We start from the raw sequence: 13,842 nt of genomic DNA, 5'->3' as shown, positions 1-13,842 counted from the left end.
ATGTAATCTTTTACGGCCCGTAGCTTCACTTCTGGTAATATTCCTCTAGGCATAATAAAACTCCCCTCCAGATAAACAGTTTTATTATTTCAACTGTCTACCTAAAGGGGAGCATATCAGTCTGCCGAAAACGCAGATCTTTTATTTCTGGATGTTCTGTGTACATACTTTGAGACAGAGCAGATCCTCACCAAAGAACAGATAGAACGGTTCCGGAAAAACTGGCTGGTACAGGAGAGAGAACCGCACCGGCGGGCAGACCGGCCGTGAGATAAGATTTTCAGGAAGAATTTTAAAAATATGGAAAAGAAACAGGGATAGATGAACCCACAGTGGATCACCTATCCCCGTTTTTTATTTCATAGGAAATTACATTCCTATGAAAATAAAAAACGCTCCGCGAGGATCGCACTGCGGCGGATAGGAAGATGTCGCTTTCGCGACCCGCCGTAGGCGGAGAATCCTGCTTTGCAGGATTCTTTCTTGTCCGGCAGAATACAATCAAGAATTCTGCGGCAGGATTTTCGTTGTCAGCTTTAGAAAGTGTCAGAAAAGAAAACGGCCCCGGTTCAGCGGCTGAGCCTTTTTTCCATCCAGGTGACCGCCTTATACAGGAACGCGGCCATCAGACAGAGAAGGAAAATGGAGAGCATTACCCAATCCATTTTAAAGAGCTGCGGCAAAATGGAAGGGAAAATGATAAAGTGGGTATTGCAGTAAATATTATTTATATTCTAAACGGTTATTTAAAGAAGAAATTGCAATAATTGATATTTTATAGGAAGAAGGGCATCCAATTAATGGTAAATGTGGTATAGTAAGCAGGAGGAATTTACATAAACAATACAAATCTCTTTATTATGCTTCGGCATTTGAAGAATTTCAGGAGGAACCCCATGGGTGAAATAAGAGAACAAAAGAAGATTTCTGTCGGATTGTGGGTATTTCTACTGGTGATTTTCAGTTTCTTAGTTATTTCATGGAGATATAGTCCGACAGAGCATTTTTTCGATGAAGAAGGAGTATATGAACTTGAGACTGTCTGGCATGGAGAGAGACAGTCGGAGAGCGTGGACAGCCTGCCTGCTGTTTTTGCACATGATGAAAATGGAACGGCCACCGTGTATACGACGATTGATGAAAAATGGATGGAACAGGGGAATACTCTTTGTTTTCGGGCTTCTCAGGAAGCTGTGCGCGTCTGGATTGACGGTTCTTTGGTGCTGGAACAAGGGAATCTGGATATCGGTATTTTTGGACAGGCTCCTTCCAGCGGCTGGGTTATGTTCCGGCTTCCCGCAGACAGCGGAGGGAAAGAACTGAGAATAGAATTGTCCTCTCCCTATGAAAATTATCAGGGATTATTGCATAAGGTTTATATAGGTACAAAAGCAGCTCTGTTATTTGCTGTTCTGCATACTTATGGACTTGGATTTGCAGTTGCTTGTCTGCTCATAGCCATCAGCGTGGTACTGTTTCTGTTCTATCTGTTATTTTTTGTCAGGAAGATTCCTGGCAGTCAATTTTTGCTTCTGGCAGTTTTTGGAATGCTGGCGGGAATATGGATGCTCGGAGAGAGCCACATGCTTCAGTTTTTCACGGGAAAGCTGGCTGCCTGGTATAATATGACGATGATTGTCATACATTTAATGCCGTTGCCGCTTCTCGGAATCATGGAGAAATTGCCGGACTATTCATACGGACGCATATGCAGAGGCGGCAGATATTTTCTGATGGGATATTTGATAATGCTGATCGGACTGCAGGTGTCGGGAATCCGGGATTTTATGCAGATGCTCAACATATCGCTGATGATTTTACTTTTGATTTGTGTAGGTAACCTGTTTCTGATTTACTGGGAGTTTTTTCACAATCACAATAAAAAAATTCTTCCTATGGTAGTGGCAATCACCATATTTTCTGTCTTTGCCTGTATGGAGCTGACGCATGGACTGATTAATATTCACAGAGCTTTAGGCTCATATCTGCAGGTGGGAGTGCTGGCGTTTTACGTTGTTCTTTGTGTATTCAGCATTCGTACTACTTTTGACCTTTATGTGCAGGGCTTGCAGTCAGAATATTATAAAAAACTCTCCTATGTAGATCAGATGACAGGATGTATGAACCGGCGCGCCTTTACAGAGCGGGAGGATAGCTGGGTTCCCGGCGGAAACGATGTGCTTCTCATGATAGATCTGAATGATCTGAAGCAGATTAATGATGTGATGGGACACCATGTGGGAGATGTCTATATCAAAAAATGTTCTGACGCTATATTGGATATTTTTGGGAAGCTGGGAGATTGTTACCGGATGGGCGGTGATGAATTTCTTTTCTGGGGAACCGGCGTCCCGGAAGAAAAGCTGGAGAAGCTGGAAGAGGAGCTTCGTTCCCGCGTACAGGAAGCGTGCAAAGATATTTCTCCTGTCTGCGGGGTAGCTTCCGGCCATGCGGCAGCCACCCCGGAAGATAGATCCGTTGAAGAAATTCTGAAACGGGCGGACGAGAAAATGTATGAAAATAAACGTTATGTGAAGATGTGAGTAACCTGCCTTCTGTCACTTCGGACATTTTTCCGCATACTAATAAGAAGAAAATAAAAACTCGTGGTGTATCTTTATGAAGGAAGATTCCTCATATGCAGAAGAGACTAAGAGCAGAAAATCATGCGGTACGCCGGCAAAAACGTCCGCGCTTTTATTTCTGGACGTTCTCTGTACATACTTTGAAGAGGAGCAGATTCTGGACAAAGAGCAGATAAAGCTTTTTCGGAAACAGTGGATGGCGGAGAAAATGTAAGGGGATGGCAGTGGAAAACGTTTATAGAGCAATTTTATATGAAATATACTGCACTGGAATATATTTCTCAGAAAAATTTATTGACATCTGCACATTTCTCAGGTACAATTCTCACATCAATATAATTTGATGTGAGGTGAAGCGATGGATACAATACATCAGGAACATGCGAAGATATTCAAGGCTCTCTGTGATGCAAAACGTCTTGCGATACTGGAGCAGCTGCGCAGCGGCGAGAAATGTGCCTGTAAGCTTCAGGAGCCTCTGGATCTGACACAATCAGGATTGTCCTATCATATGAAGATACTCTGTGATTCCGGCATTGTGGTCAGCCGTCAGGAAGGGAAGTGGACGCATTATCGTCTGAGCACATCCGGCAGAGATTATGCGTTGGAACTGCTGAAAAAGCTGACGACCCCGGATACAGTCCGGAATGGGTGTGGCGATAAGGAGAAATGAACGTCATCTGTAATCAGATGGCGTTTCCTTTAAACTAATACATCAAAAAAACTTGATGTGATATTCTTGAGAAAGTGAGGAAACTACATGGGAATATGGCAGTTTATTCAGGAACAGATTCTTGGCATGAAATGGCTGAATGAGGTGATCGGCTTTGGGCTTTCTGCCCTGGGTCTTGACGTAAGCGGACGGATTGGAGGCAGCATACAGTTTTTCCTGTATGATGTGGTAAAAATCACCATACTGCTCTGTTTTCTGATTTTTGTTATCTCCTATATTCAGAGCTTTTTCCCGCCGGAGCGGAGCAAACGTATTCTTGGGAGGTTTCACGGTATCCGGGCAAATATCATCTCTGCTTTGCTGGGAACGGTGACGCCTTTTTGCTCTTGCTCATCAATTCCGCTGTTTATCGGTTTTACCAGTGCAGGGCTGCCATTGGGCGTAACATTTTCCTTTTTGATCTCCTCCCCTATGGTGGACCTGGGAAGCCTTGTACTGCTCATGAGCATTTTCGGAACGAAAGTGGCTCTTGTCTACGTCCTTCTCGGACTGGTGATCGCGGTGGCGGGAGGCATGATCATTGAGAAAATGCACATGGAAAAATATGTGGAAAGCTTTGTGTTGTCCGCTGGCAGCGTAGATATAGAATCTCCGGATCTGACGGTACGGGAGCGTCTGATTTATGCCAAAGAGCAGATGGCAGAAACATTTAAAAAGGTATTTCCGTACATCCTTCTCGGCGTCGGTATAGGCGCGGTCATCCATAACTGGATACCGGAAAGCTGGGTGGAAACAGTATTGGGGAATCGTAATCCGTTCGGCGTGATCATCGCAACCATCGTGGGAATTCCCATGTATGCAGACATTTTTGGGACGATTCCGGTGGCGGAAGCATTACTCGCCAAAGGAGCGCAGCTTGGTACGGTGCTGTCCTTTATGATGGCGGTCACCACCTTGTCACTGCCTTCAATGATCATGCTCCGAAAAGCGGTGAAGCCAAAGCTGTTGGGGCTGTTTATCGCCATTTGTGCAGTTGGCATCATAGTTGTGGGATATCTATTCAATGCAGTGCAATATATGTTGATATAGCATGTGCTTAGATAAGATAAAATGTATCGGAAGATATACTGATGAAGGTTGAATATTGAATCGGGAGGTTTTTACAATGAAACTATTTGGACGAAAAACAAAACAGAAAACCGGAAATTGCTGCGGCGATGGATGTACGCCGGAAACCATGCAGCAGGCAGAGACAAAGAAAAACAGTTCCGGAATCAAAGTACTCGGCGGCGGTTGTGCCAAATGCCATGAGCTGGAAAATGCAGTAAAAGAAGCATTGGCGGAACTGGGAATGGACACCTCTGTCGAAATGGTAACAGATTTTGCGCAGATCGCCGCATACGGAGTGATGACGACTCCTGCTCTGGTGATCGACGGCAAAGTCATATCCTACGGCAAAGTATTGAAAAAAGAGGAAGCAAAAGACATAATACAGAAGGAGCGGAGATGAAAATGAAGAAAAAAACAAAAGTCGCATTTATCTGTGTCCACAATTCCTGCCGAAGCCAGATTGCGGAGGCACTGGGAAAACATCTCGCGTCCGATGTATTTGAGAGCTATTCTGCGGGAACAGAGACGAAACCGCAAATCAACCAGGACGCAGTACGTCTTATGAAACAGCTCTATGACATTGACATGGAAAAAACGCAGCGCAGCAAGCTACTATCGGAGATTCCTCCGGTCGACATAGTCATTACCATGGGCTGCAACGTGGAATGCCCGTTTCTTCCATGCAAACACAGAGAAGACTGGGGACTGGAAGACCCCACCGGAAGCAGCGACGAGGTATTTTTACAGGTGATCAAAACTATTGAGGGGAAGGTGTTGGAGTTGAAGGAGAGGGTTAGGAAAGGGTAGAAAATAACATTTCTGCATATATTTTCATATATAAGAATGACTTCATATGTCCTGATGAGGTGAAAAATATGCCGGAAAATCAAAAACGCGCCGTCATTTACTGCCGTGTCAGCACGCAGGAACAGGCGCAGCGGGATGCACTGGCTGTGCAGGTAGAAGAAGCCCAAAATGCGGTAAAGAGCAATGAATGGGTGCTTGTTGACCAGTATATCGAGATGGAGAGCGGGACAACGAAACATGGTCGCTCAGAATACATGCGGTTGCTTGACGACATAAAGGATAAGAATAAATTTGATATTATCGTCATCAAATCCCTGGATCGTCTGAATCGTTCGGCCAAAAACTGGTATCTGTTTGTGGAGGAGCTTGTCAACAATGACAAGCTCCTTTATATATACATGGACAGAGCGTTTTATAAAACCGACGATCGCCTTATCTCCGGAGTGAAGGCAATCCTGGCGGAACAGTATTCCAGAGATTTGAGCAGCAAAATCAATAATGCGCACGAGTACCGGCAGAAAAACGGAACAACAGTTCTGATCAACAATAATACCTATGGATATGTCAAGAATCCGGATAAATCCGTGTCTATTCATCCCGAGGAAGCGGAAATGATACGGAAAATTTACCGGCTGGCGGCGCAGGGCTGCGGTTCCCGCACAATCAGTAAGATTTTATATCAGGACGGCATCCGGAACCGCAATGGCAATCAGCTGGAGGAGTCCAGCATCCGGAGAATTATCAAAAATCCGCTCTTCAAAGGCGTCGTGGTCATGAATAAGCGGCATTTTGACTTTGAAAGAAAGAAAGAAATAAAGAATCCGGAATCGGAGTGGATTTATCATCAGGGGCTTGTGCCTGCCATTGTGGAGGAGGAGTTGTGGGAAAAGGCCAATAAGATGCTTAAATTATCGGCAGCGCAGGTAAAGGGCGCCGGCCGGCAGAAAAAACACAGAGAACTCTATGATTTTTCCGGCAAGCTGATCTGCGGAGAGTGCGGTGCTCCCTACTATAAAACCTTCCGTCGGCAGTATGCCAATCCGGAGCATGTCATCGTAGAATGGAGATGTTCTTCTTATTTAAAACACGGGCGGAAAAAGCAAGAGGTGGCAGAAGGGACGAATCAATCTAAAGAATGGGGAGCGGATGAACAGGAGCTGCGGCGTGGCCAGATTACCGGCTGCGACAATATCCATTTAAAGCAGGAAGGGCTGGAGCGCATGATGCGGGAGCTGTCCGGACAGTTGTTTGCATGGCAGGATGAAGAAAATATGATCCGTCGTATTATCAAAATACTTTCTGAGGTGCTTCTCACGGGAGAGACACATTTGAAAAAAGAGGAAGTGGAGAAGAATCTTATGGCTGTCAGGAACCGGAAGAGCCGGTTGCTTGATCTGCTGCTCGATAACACCATCTCAAAGCAAGGGTATAAAAGCAAGCAAAAAGAACTGGAGCAGGAAGAACAGCGTTGGACAGAGCGGCTGGAGAGGATGGATGTGGAGGAAGAAAAAATCCGGCAGACGAAGGAACGTCTGGTGGGAATTGAGCAAAAGCTCCGGGCGGACGGCTGCGAAAAGATTCAAGCGGGACTGCTTATGCAGGTCATGGACCACATCCGGGTTTTTGAAGACCGGCTGGAGATAAAACTGAATCCGGTGGCTTTGCCTGGGGTGGCATCTGTCCATGGATGGATCATGCAGAAGCCGGGGGTCTTACAGAAAGATTACTTGCAGGAGTATCTCATAGAAGTGCCTACAGCCCGCTACTTCTCCGATACCCGCATTATCAAAAAGAAGAAAAAAGAAAGTATCCCAGATATCCTCAGAAAAGAGCCGTTTCTCACCAATAAAGAACTGGCAAAACGTCTGGATGTTACGTTTTCTACCCTGCGCCGCTGGCTTGCTGATTACAAAAAGAAAGGTCAGATTTACTTTGATAAGACAGGAGGAAAAGGTCAGTGGAGAGTGAGGGAGTAAATGTCTTTTAGAAGAAATCATAATAAATACATTTTTGCCCTTTGTACTTTTGAGCATAATTATGTTATAATAATGTACAAAAAGGAGGTGCAGTATGCCACAGATTAGACCGATTACAGATCTTCGTAACACTAACGAGATATCAGATATTTGTCATGCCCGGCGTGAGCCCGTATTTATTACGAAAAATGGATATGGTGATTTGGTGGTGATGAGTATTGAAACCTATGAGGAAATGGTGGAAAATACAGCGATAGATACCGCAATTTCAGAAGCAGAGGCCGAATTCGAACAAGACGGGAAGCTTTATGATGCAAAGAAAGCGTTGAAGTCTTTAAGGAGGAAGCATTTTGGATAAATACAGCGTCAAATTGATGAGCCGAGCGTTGAAAGATTTGGAGGGCATTTATAATTACATTGCCCATACGCTGTTGGAACCAGAGACGGCTTTGAACTTAGTGAATCGAATCGAGGATGCAATACTCTCGTTGGATACTATGCCATATCGTTGCCCAGAACGGAAACAAGGAGCTTATGCTAACCGGGGATACAGACAACTTTTTGTAGAGAATTATACAGTCGTCTTTCGGATTAACGAGGCTCAGAAGATGGTAATTGTGGTAACAGTTCGCTATTCCCCAAGTAAATTTTAAAAGAAATAATAGATAGTGAAAGAAGCAGTTTGGGAGATCAGGCTGCTTCTTCTGCTAAGGGAAAAGAGTTTTGATAAAAGAATCCTGATAATAAAAATTGCCTGATGCTGAAAATATGAGAATGGAATTATCGAAATATCAAGGCGTAAGGCTGTAATCTCTTGACAGTTTTCTCACTCCTTTATATAATGAACAATGTTCATATTGAGGTGATGCAATGAATACAATCGTAACTTCAAAAGAAGAGATCTTAAAAATCAGCCGGGATATGATTCAGCAGCAGGGCTGGTCTGTGGTCAATATCCGTTCTGTTGCGGCTGCCTGCGGCGTGTCCGTGGGATCAATCTACAATTATTTTGATTCCAAAGCGGAGCTGATGGGAGCTGTGGTGGAGAGTGTCTGGCATGAGATTTTTCACCGGCCGGAAGATGAGAGCATGTTTCAGGACACGCAAACCTGTATCGCATGGATATACGGACGGATGGAATATGGCTGCAAACAATATCCCGGTTTTTTCACTCTTCATTCTCTGGGGTTCATGCAGGAAGAGAAATCCGATGGAAAACGGAGGATGCAGCGGACCTGGCAGCATATTCTGGATGAATTATGTTCCGTCCTGAAGAGGGATACAAAGATCAGGGCAGACGCTTTTACAGAGCAGTTTACGGCGGAGAACTTTGCGGATGTTTTGTTTTCACTGATGCTGTCTGCTTTGCTGCGGCAGGACTATGATCCGGGCGCAGTGCTGGAAATCATCCGGCGAACCCTCTATGAAAAAGCTGACTGAAATTATAAAAGCTGATTGGCTTTATAAAATTCCCGCTAAGATGTGGGAATTTTTTATCCCGGAAACTGAACAATGTTCAAAAAAGGAGGTAGATTATGAAAGTAAAGCGCAATACCCTGCTGCTCCTCGCCTGTCTGGTGTGGAGTGCAGCGGGATTCAATATCCTTCGCATCGGTCTGATAGCCTACCCGGCGTATCTTACCGTGACGAATTATCTGTTGTCTGTACTTGTCTTTGGCGTGTTCCAGCGGTTTATTTTTGGCAAACTGGTCAAAAAACATACGGACAGGATCAATTCCTACCCGGACGAACCACATTTTTTCCTAAAGTTCTTTGACCGGAAAGCCTTCATCATCATGGCGGTGATGATGACCGGCGGCATTGGCCTTCGGGTGGGCGGACTGGCGCCGGAGCGGTTCATCGCATTTTTTTATACTGGCCTTGGAGCCTCGCTTCTGCTGGCCGGGCTGTTATTTGGCCGTAACTATGGCCGGGCAATATTTACGGCCGCAAAGTTTAAAATAGAGGAAAGGGAGAATAAATGATGCAAGCAATTGGAGAAACACTATTTGACGTTGTCTATTTGATTTCCGTCATTACAATCGGAATTTTAATGATCCGCGGCAGCAAAGGAAACCGTCAGTTCCGCTTGTTTGGATGGATGGCGGTGGTGCTGGGAGCGGGCGACGCCTTCCACCTTGTTCCACGCGCGCTGGCCCTCTGTACCACCGGGCTGGAGAATTACACTGTTCCGCTGGGCCTTGGAAAATGGATCACATCTGTAACAATGACGATTTTTTATGTGCTGCTCTACTATGTGTGGCGGCAGCGGTATAAGATTCAGGGAAAAGCCGGTCTTACCGCCATCGTGTACATCCTGGCCGGTATGAGAATCATCCTGTGCATGATGCCTCAGAACCAGTGGCTGAGCGCCGAAGCACCCCTTTCCTGGGGAATCTATCGTAATATTCCATTTGCACTGCTGGGGCTGGTGATAATCGTACTGTTTTACCGCAGCGCCAAAATTCATGAAGATAAGGCATTTCGCTGGATGTGGCTGACCATCGTGCTGAGCTTTGCGTTTTATATTCCGGTGGTGCTGTGGGCGGATGCCATCCCGATGATCGGAATGTTGATGATCCCAAAAACCTGCGCCTATGTGTGGACGGTGCTGATCGGGTATTTTGCCATGAAGCGGGAATGTCGGTGAGAAGAGAAGAAAATGTCATCAATATATGGAGGCAGACATGAAAATAGTTGAGGTGAAAGAACGGACTCCGGATTTGATAAGGCACCTGCTGGAAGTATGGGACAATTCCGTGCGGGCTACCCACCTGTTTTTATCGGACAGTGAGATTCAGAGTATAAAAAAATATGTGCCGCAGGCCTTAAATGAAGTGTTACATTTGCTGATTGCAGAAGATGAATCGGGTCGGCCGGTTGCATTTATGGGAGTGGAGGCCGGTTCATTGGAAATGTTGTTTATCGCTCCTGAAGAAAGAGGAAAGGGGCTGGGAAAACGCCTGATTCAATATGGGATAAAAAATTACTCAGTGGAAAAACTGACTGTAAATGAGCAGAATCCCCAGGCAAAGGGATTTTATGAACATATGGGATTTCAGGTTTACAAAAGAACAGATTTAGACGAGCAGGGCAATCCATACCCGCTTTTGTATATGAGGCGTCCGGTGATGCAGTAAAAAGGATTACCGGTCGCCGGCGGCAGCAGAAACTGAAAGAGCTGAAAGAAATGTACTGAAAAGGGAATAGAGGTTATAATCTGTTTTTATCTCCCCATTCGCACATGCCATCTAAAATAGGAATTAAAGATTTGCCCCGCTCAGTCAGGCTATATTCTACTTTGGGCGGGATTTGCGGGTATTCTTCCCGGTGAACAAGCTGGTCGGCTTCCAGCTCTTTCAGCGCTGAACTTAAAGTCTTATAGGAAATTGTGCCGATATATCTTTTCATTTCATTAAAGCGGACTACCCCAAACTCCATTAAAGTATACAATATTGTCATTTTATATTTCCCGCTGATCAATGACAGCGTGTAATTGAATCCGGTTGAACTGAGGCATTCGTTCGCGATACATCTTTCGCCCATTCTACACTCTCCTTTAGGTAAGTATATAACCTGATTGTAAGTATCGCACTTTAATGTGCGTACTTGTTTCTCGTTTCATTTTTGCTATGATTATAATGTCAGTACCTGAAAAAGTCAATTTTGCAGGAATGTGGGTTACATACTGATTTTAGGACGGATATATCATAACGATGTAATCGTTTATGAAAACGATAGGAGGTAAAATGTAATGAGCAAGAAAATCGTGGTGTTGAATGGAAGTCCAAGAAAGAATGGAAATACATCTATGCTGGTAAAAGCATTTACTGAAGGCGCGGAAAGTACGGGGAATACTGTAACAGAGTTCTTCCTTGACAGTATGGAGATCCATGGCTGTAAAGGATGCTTCGGCGGACACAGCAGTAAAGAATGTCCTTGTGTACAAAAGGATGACATGGCGCAGATCTATCCGGCCATAAGAGAATGTGATGTGGTAATACTGGCTTCTCCGCTTTATTACTGGAATATGAGTGGTCAGATCAGAACAGCCGTTGACCGTTTATTTGCCTTGGAGGAAGGCGATGGCAACCTTCTCAGAGGACATGACAGGGCTTCCGCTCTGCTGATGGCAGCAGAAGGGCAGGGATTCGAGGACGTACTTACTTATTATGATCATCTGATGGAACATTTGCATTGGGAGAATCTCGGTCATGTTCTTGCCGGCGGGAATATGAATGTAGGAGATATTAAAGATAAGCCGGAAATTCAGCAGGCGTATGAACTGGGAAAATCAATCCAGTAAATGGCGGCATTTTATTAGAAAATTATCAGAAAATTTTATGAGGGCAGCAGAAATAACATCTGCTGCCCGTCCAGGCTGTAGACATGTGTAAAAGGGCATGTCTTTCTTTTTTGCGGCCGGAAATATTCACCTATCCAGCAAATCGGCAATCTCAGAGAAATTGATATATAAGTCATCGTAAATATTGACCTTAATCGTTGAATCGAAAGTATATGGTACACTCAGAACATTTGCCTCAAAGAAGTACACAGTCACAGCTTTCCGCTTCGGGTCAATAATCCAGTATTCTCTTACTCCGTACTTCTTATAATAATATAACTTGCGAATGTAATCGTCTGTCGGATTACCTGGCGAGACAATTTCAATAATAAAATCCGGAGCGCCGTTGCAGCGCTTTCCATCCAGTTTATCTTTGTCACAGACAATCATAATATCCGGTTGAACGACGGTAAGCGGCTTGTCGGAGAGCTTTACGTCAAAAGGCGCAGGAAATACCCGGCACTTGTCTCCTTTGGATTTCAGATAAGCGCGGATGGAAACAAGAAGTTCTGTGAGAACGGTTTGGTGAGTCTGGGATGGAATTATGCAGTCACATGCCATACCGTCAAAAACTTCAATTCTGATATCTTCAGGAAGATTTTCGTACTGTTCTAAAGTAATAATTTCCGGTTGTGTCTGTAAGCCTGGCATGAGATACACTTCCTTTCGCGAGCAATGGAATGAATCTTAGTTGACTATATTTAAGTTGGTTAAAATGCGTGTCAGGTTTGTTATTTCTGATTATAGTCTATAGTAATCTGAGAAAATGTTCAATATTCTGTTTGATCATATCGTTCTATTTTTTTTCAATCTTTATCATCTGAATTTTATTTCTAGGAAATATTAAAGAGTTTCGAGTTAGGAAAATGATGTTATATTTGTTGACTGTGTTTGTTAGTGCCTTGTTGTTTTGTGACAAGAGAGATAGGTGTTGCAAATTATGTTGAACTTTGTGTAGGGGATTGCTTTTTTTAAATTTGGCTTGACTTTTTCTATTTATCGTATTATAGTAAAAATATAAAAACAATAAAAAAGATAGAAATAAGTAAAAAGTGCTTTCTGGCCAGCGAGTTGGCGCAGAAAATACCTGGCACGGGTCTCCTTTGGTTTTCAGATTTAGTGACAGAGCGAAACAAAACATTTCCTCTTTTTTTCGTAAAATGTGGTACAATACATAATAACAATAAAAAATCTCGTTGTTAAAACCTTTTATATTGATTCTTTCATATTGTTTTTGTAAAAATTCAAAGAAAGGGATAATAAATGCAGACATCATTTGCTCATAGTATTGAGGATGATCCACAAAAACGACAACTGGATGAACAGTGCAAGATTGTACTGTCCCACAAGCCGCTCCTTGCCCGTATACTGAAAAGGACAGTAGAAGAAGTGGCAAATATGGAGATTGACGAAATCATTGCTTCCATTGAGGGAAGCCCTTCTATTGGAAGCGTTCCTTTTCTGGAAGAAGAGGAACGGATTGAAGGCAGTAATACAGAGTCAACATCCAGGAATGAGGGAACTATATATTACGACATTCGTTTTTATATCCTTGTCAACGAAGGGAAAACAAAAATTTTGTTTGATGTGGAAGCACAGAAAAACTATTACCCTGGTTATAAAATCGTGACAAGAGGGCTTGTTTACTGCGCCAGGATGATTTCCTCACAGATTAATCAGGAATTTGACCTGAAGCATTACGATAATTTGAAAAAAGTTTATTCCATCTGGATCTGCTTCAATCCGCCAGATTATATTGGCAATGCCATCAGTCGGTACCATATCCAAAAAGAAGACCTTCTTACCGGTATCCCGGATGAGAAGGAGGCATATGATAAACTGGAAGTTATCATGATTTGCCTGCGGGATGACATGGATCAAAAAGATGACGAACTTATCGGACTGCTGAATACGGTGTTTTCATCGGAAAAATCAAAAGAGGAGATTAAGGAAGAGCTGTCAGGCCAATACGGAATCCCAATGGAAGACAGTTTTGGGAAGGAGGTTGATTTGATGTGTAACTTATCAGAGATGTATGAAGAGCGCGGTATGGAGCGTGGCATGGAGATTGGAGAGCTCGTCGGAAAAATCATGATGTGTAAAGAGTTTGGTTTTTCTGACGAAGAAACAGCAGAAAAATTAAATATCTCTGTGAAAACACTAAGAGAGACATTAAAGAAACGGGACCTTCAATTACAGAGATAACGGAGAGAAAAGGGTACGGTTATGGTGTGCTACCCGTCAAGTAGACAATGAAAAAAATAAAATTTTTGTGTTGCCCGGTTTGTACCGGGCAATATTTTTATGCGGCTAATAACCGTTCATGAAATTCAAACGGTGTTAATA

General features: G+C 43.7%; 18 protein-coding genes. 16 read left to right on the top strand and 2 right to left on the bottom strand.

Going from position 1 to position 13,842, the window contains the following annotated elements; genetic code table 11:
* Positions 1 to 527: 527 nt before the first annotated feature.
* The 14 genes from B5E53_RS19375 to B5E53_RS17595 all read left to right on the top strand — a co-directional run bounded on the left by B5E53_RS19375 (position 528) and on the right by B5E53_RS17595 (position 10,291).
* A complete protein-coding gene (locus B5E53_RS19375; protein WP_162611965.1) occupies positions 528 to 767 on the top strand; it encodes a hypothetical protein in 240 nt (79 codons plus the stop codon).
* A 129-nt stretch (positions 768 to 896) separates the two neighbouring features.
* The gene (locus tag B5E53_RS17655) at positions 897 to 2,543 is read left to right on the top strand and encodes a GGDEF domain-containing protein (RefSeq protein ID WP_162611966.1); all 1,647 of its coding nucleotides are present in this window, start codon (positions 897 to 899) and stop codon (positions 2,541 to 2,543) included.
* Positions 2,544 to 2,619: 76 nt separating this feature from the next.
* A complete protein-coding gene (locus B5E53_RS17650; protein WP_087317384.1) occupies positions 2,620 to 2,799 on the top strand; it encodes a hypothetical protein in 180 nt (59 codons plus the stop codon).
* A 144-nt stretch (positions 2,800 to 2,943) separates the two neighbouring features.
* Positions 2,944 to 3,258 carry a metalloregulator ArsR/SmtB family transcription factor gene (locus B5E53_RS17645; protein ID WP_087317382.1) on the top strand — a complete coding sequence of 105 codons (315 nt, stop codon included), beginning with the start codon at positions 2,944 to 2,946 and terminating at the stop codon, positions 3,256 to 3,258.
* 87 nt (positions 3,259 to 3,345) lie between these two features.
* Positions 3,346 to 4,347: a permease gene (locus B5E53_RS17640; protein ID WP_087317380.1), complete on the top strand. Its 1,002-nt coding sequence runs from the start codon at positions 3,346 to 3,348 to the stop codon at positions 4,345 to 4,347.
* Between the two features lie 76 nt (positions 4,348 to 4,423).
* Positions 4,424 to 4,768, top strand: a complete 345-nt coding sequence (locus tag B5E53_RS17635; RefSeq protein WP_087317378.1) for a thioredoxin family protein — start codon at positions 4,424 to 4,426, stop codon at positions 4,766 to 4,768.
* Positions 4,769 to 4,770: 2 nt separating this feature from the next.
* Positions 4,771 to 5,175, top strand: coding sequence for an arsenate reductase ArsC (locus tag B5E53_RS17630; RefSeq protein ID WP_087317388.1), 405 nt, complete (start codon positions 4,771 to 4,773; stop codon positions 5,173 to 5,175).
* 68 nt (positions 5,176 to 5,243) lie between these two features.
* Positions 5,244 to 7,151, top strand: a complete 1,908-nt coding sequence (locus tag B5E53_RS17625) for a recombinase family protein (RefSeq protein WP_087317376.1) — start codon at positions 5,244 to 5,246, stop codon at positions 7,149 to 7,151.
* A gap of 94 nt (positions 7,152 to 7,245) precedes the next feature.
* Positions 7,246 to 7,509 carry a type II toxin-antitoxin system Phd/YefM family antitoxin gene (locus B5E53_RS17620; protein ID WP_087317374.1) on the top strand — a complete coding sequence of 88 codons (264 nt, stop codon included), beginning with the start codon at positions 7,246 to 7,248 and terminating at the stop codon, positions 7,507 to 7,509.
* The gene (locus B5E53_RS17615; protein ID WP_087317372.1) at positions 7,502 to 7,804 is read left to right on the top strand and encodes a type II toxin-antitoxin system RelE/ParE family toxin; all 303 of its coding nucleotides are present in this window, start codon (positions 7,502 to 7,504) and stop codon (positions 7,802 to 7,804) included. Before B5E53_RS17620 ends, B5E53_RS17615 begins: the two co-directional genes overlap by 8 nt.
* A 217-nt stretch (positions 7,805 to 8,021) precedes the next feature.
* On the top strand, positions 8,022 to 8,591 hold the full coding sequence (locus B5E53_RS17610; protein ID WP_087317370.1) for a TetR/AcrR family transcriptional regulator: 570 nt from the start codon (positions 8,022 to 8,024) through the stop codon (positions 8,589 to 8,591).
* A 95-nt stretch (positions 8,592 to 8,686) separates the two neighbouring features.
* Positions 8,687 to 9,136, top strand: coding sequence for a hypothetical protein (locus tag B5E53_RS17605; RefSeq protein WP_087317368.1), 450 nt, complete (start codon positions 8,687 to 8,689; stop codon positions 9,134 to 9,136).
* On the top strand, positions 9,136 to 9,801 hold the full coding sequence (locus B5E53_RS17600; RefSeq protein ID WP_087281502.1) for a hypothetical protein: 666 nt from the start codon (positions 9,136 to 9,138) through the stop codon (positions 9,799 to 9,801). The genes B5E53_RS17605 and B5E53_RS17600 overlap by 1 nt, the downstream gene beginning before the upstream one ends.
* A 37-nt stretch (positions 9,802 to 9,838) precedes the next feature.
* Positions 9,839 to 10,291 (top strand): GNAT family N-acetyltransferase, encoded by a 453-nt coding sequence (locus B5E53_RS17595; RefSeq protein ID WP_087317366.1) that lies wholly within the window; start codon positions 9,839 to 9,841, stop codon positions 10,289 to 10,291.
* 73 nt (positions 10,292 to 10,364) lie between these two features.
* On the opposite strand, the gene B5E53_RS17590 is transcribed toward B5E53_RS17595, so the two are convergent.
* Positions 10,365 to 10,697 carry a helix-turn-helix domain-containing protein gene (locus B5E53_RS17590; RefSeq protein ID WP_087281498.1) on the bottom strand — a complete coding sequence of 111 codons (333 nt, stop codon included), beginning with the start codon at positions 10,695 to 10,697 and terminating at the stop codon, positions 10,365 to 10,367.
* A 208-nt stretch (positions 10,698 to 10,905) separates the two neighbouring features.
* On the opposite strand from B5E53_RS17590, the gene B5E53_RS17585 reads away from it, so the two are divergent.
* Positions 10,906 to 11,457, top strand: a complete 552-nt coding sequence (locus tag B5E53_RS17585; RefSeq protein WP_087317364.1) for a flavodoxin family protein — start codon at positions 10,906 to 10,908, stop codon at positions 11,455 to 11,457.
* 126 nt (positions 11,458 to 11,583) lie between these two features.
* Here the strand turns inward: B5E53_RS17585 and B5E53_RS17580 are convergent, their stop codons facing one another.
* The gene (locus B5E53_RS17580) at positions 11,584 to 12,147 is read right to left on the bottom strand and encodes a Uma2 family endonuclease (RefSeq protein ID WP_087317362.1); all 564 of its coding nucleotides are present in this window, start codon (positions 12,145 to 12,147) and stop codon (positions 11,584 to 11,586) included.
* A gap of 612 nt (positions 12,148 to 12,759) precedes the next feature.
* On the opposite strand from B5E53_RS17580, the gene B5E53_RS17570 reads away from it, so the two are divergent.
* The gene (locus B5E53_RS17570) at positions 12,760 to 13,701 is read left to right on the top strand and encodes a hypothetical protein (protein WP_087317357.1); all 942 of its coding nucleotides are present in this window, start codon (positions 12,760 to 12,762) and stop codon (positions 13,699 to 13,701) included.
* Positions 13,702 to 13,842: the final 141 nt, after the last annotated feature.

Source organism: Eubacterium sp. An11, assembly GCF_002161065.1.
Classification (GTDB): domain Bacteria; phylum Bacillota; class Clostridia; order Lachnospirales; family Lachnospiraceae; genus Anaerobutyricum; species Anaerobutyricum faecale.
The sequence above is the reverse complement of the archived record's forward strand: the minus strand, read 5'-3'. Positions and strand labels throughout refer to the sequence as shown.

Bases quoted from the DNA above. Each gene is read 5' to 3' on its own strand.
- B5E53_RS17655 (WP_162611966.1), top strand. From the start codon at position 897: ATGGGTGAAATAAGAGAACAAAAGAAGATTTCTGTCGGATTGTGGGTA.
- B5E53_RS17650 (WP_087317384.1), top strand. From the start codon at position 2,620: ATGAAGGAAGATTCCTCATATGCAGAAGAGACTAAGAGCAGAAAATCA.
- B5E53_RS17645 (WP_087317382.1), top strand. From the start codon at position 2,944: ATGGATACAATACATCAGGAACATGCGAAGATATTCAAGGCTCTCTGT.
- B5E53_RS17640 (WP_087317380.1), top strand. From the start codon at position 3,346: ATGGGAATATGGCAGTTTATTCAGGAACAGATTCTTGGCATGAAATGG.
- B5E53_RS17635 (WP_087317378.1), top strand. From the start codon at position 4,424: ATGAAACTATTTGGACGAAAAACAAAACAGAAAACCGGAAATTGCTGC.
- B5E53_RS17630 (WP_087317388.1), top strand. From the start codon at position 4,771: ATGAAGAAAAAAACAAAAGTCGCATTTATCTGTGTCCACAATTCCTGC.
- B5E53_RS17625 (WP_087317376.1), top strand. From the start codon at position 5,244: ATGCCGGAAAATCAAAAACGCGCCGTCATTTACTGCCGTGTCAGCACG.
- B5E53_RS17620 (WP_087317374.1), top strand. From the start codon at position 7,246: ATGCCACAGATTAGACCGATTACAGATCTTCGTAACACTAACGAGATA.
- B5E53_RS17610 (WP_087317370.1), top strand. From the start codon at position 8,022: ATGAATACAATCGTAACTTCAAAAGAAGAGATCTTAAAAATCAGCCGG.
- B5E53_RS17605 (WP_087317368.1), top strand. From the start codon at position 8,687: ATGAAAGTAAAGCGCAATACCCTGCTGCTCCTCGCCTGTCTGGTGTGG.
- B5E53_RS17600 (WP_087281502.1), top strand. From the start codon at position 9,136: ATGCAAGCAATTGGAGAAACACTATTTGACGTTGTCTATTTGATTTCC.
- B5E53_RS17595 (WP_087317366.1), top strand. From the start codon at position 9,839: ATGAAAATAGTTGAGGTGAAAGAACGGACTCCGGATTTGATAAGGCAC.
- B5E53_RS17590 (WP_087281498.1), bottom strand. From the start codon at position 10,697: ATGGGCGAAAGATGTATCGCGAACGAATGCCTCAGTTCAACCGGATTC.
- B5E53_RS17585 (WP_087317364.1), top strand. From the start codon at position 10,906: ATGAGCAAGAAAATCGTGGTGTTGAATGGAAGTCCAAGAAAGAATGGA.
- B5E53_RS17580 (WP_087317362.1), bottom strand. From the start codon at position 12,147: ATGCCAGGCTTACAGACACAACCGGAAATTATTACTTTAGAACAGTAC.
- B5E53_RS17570 (WP_087317357.1), top strand. From the start codon at position 12,760: ATGCAGACATCATTTGCTCATAGTATTGAGGATGATCCACAAAAACGA.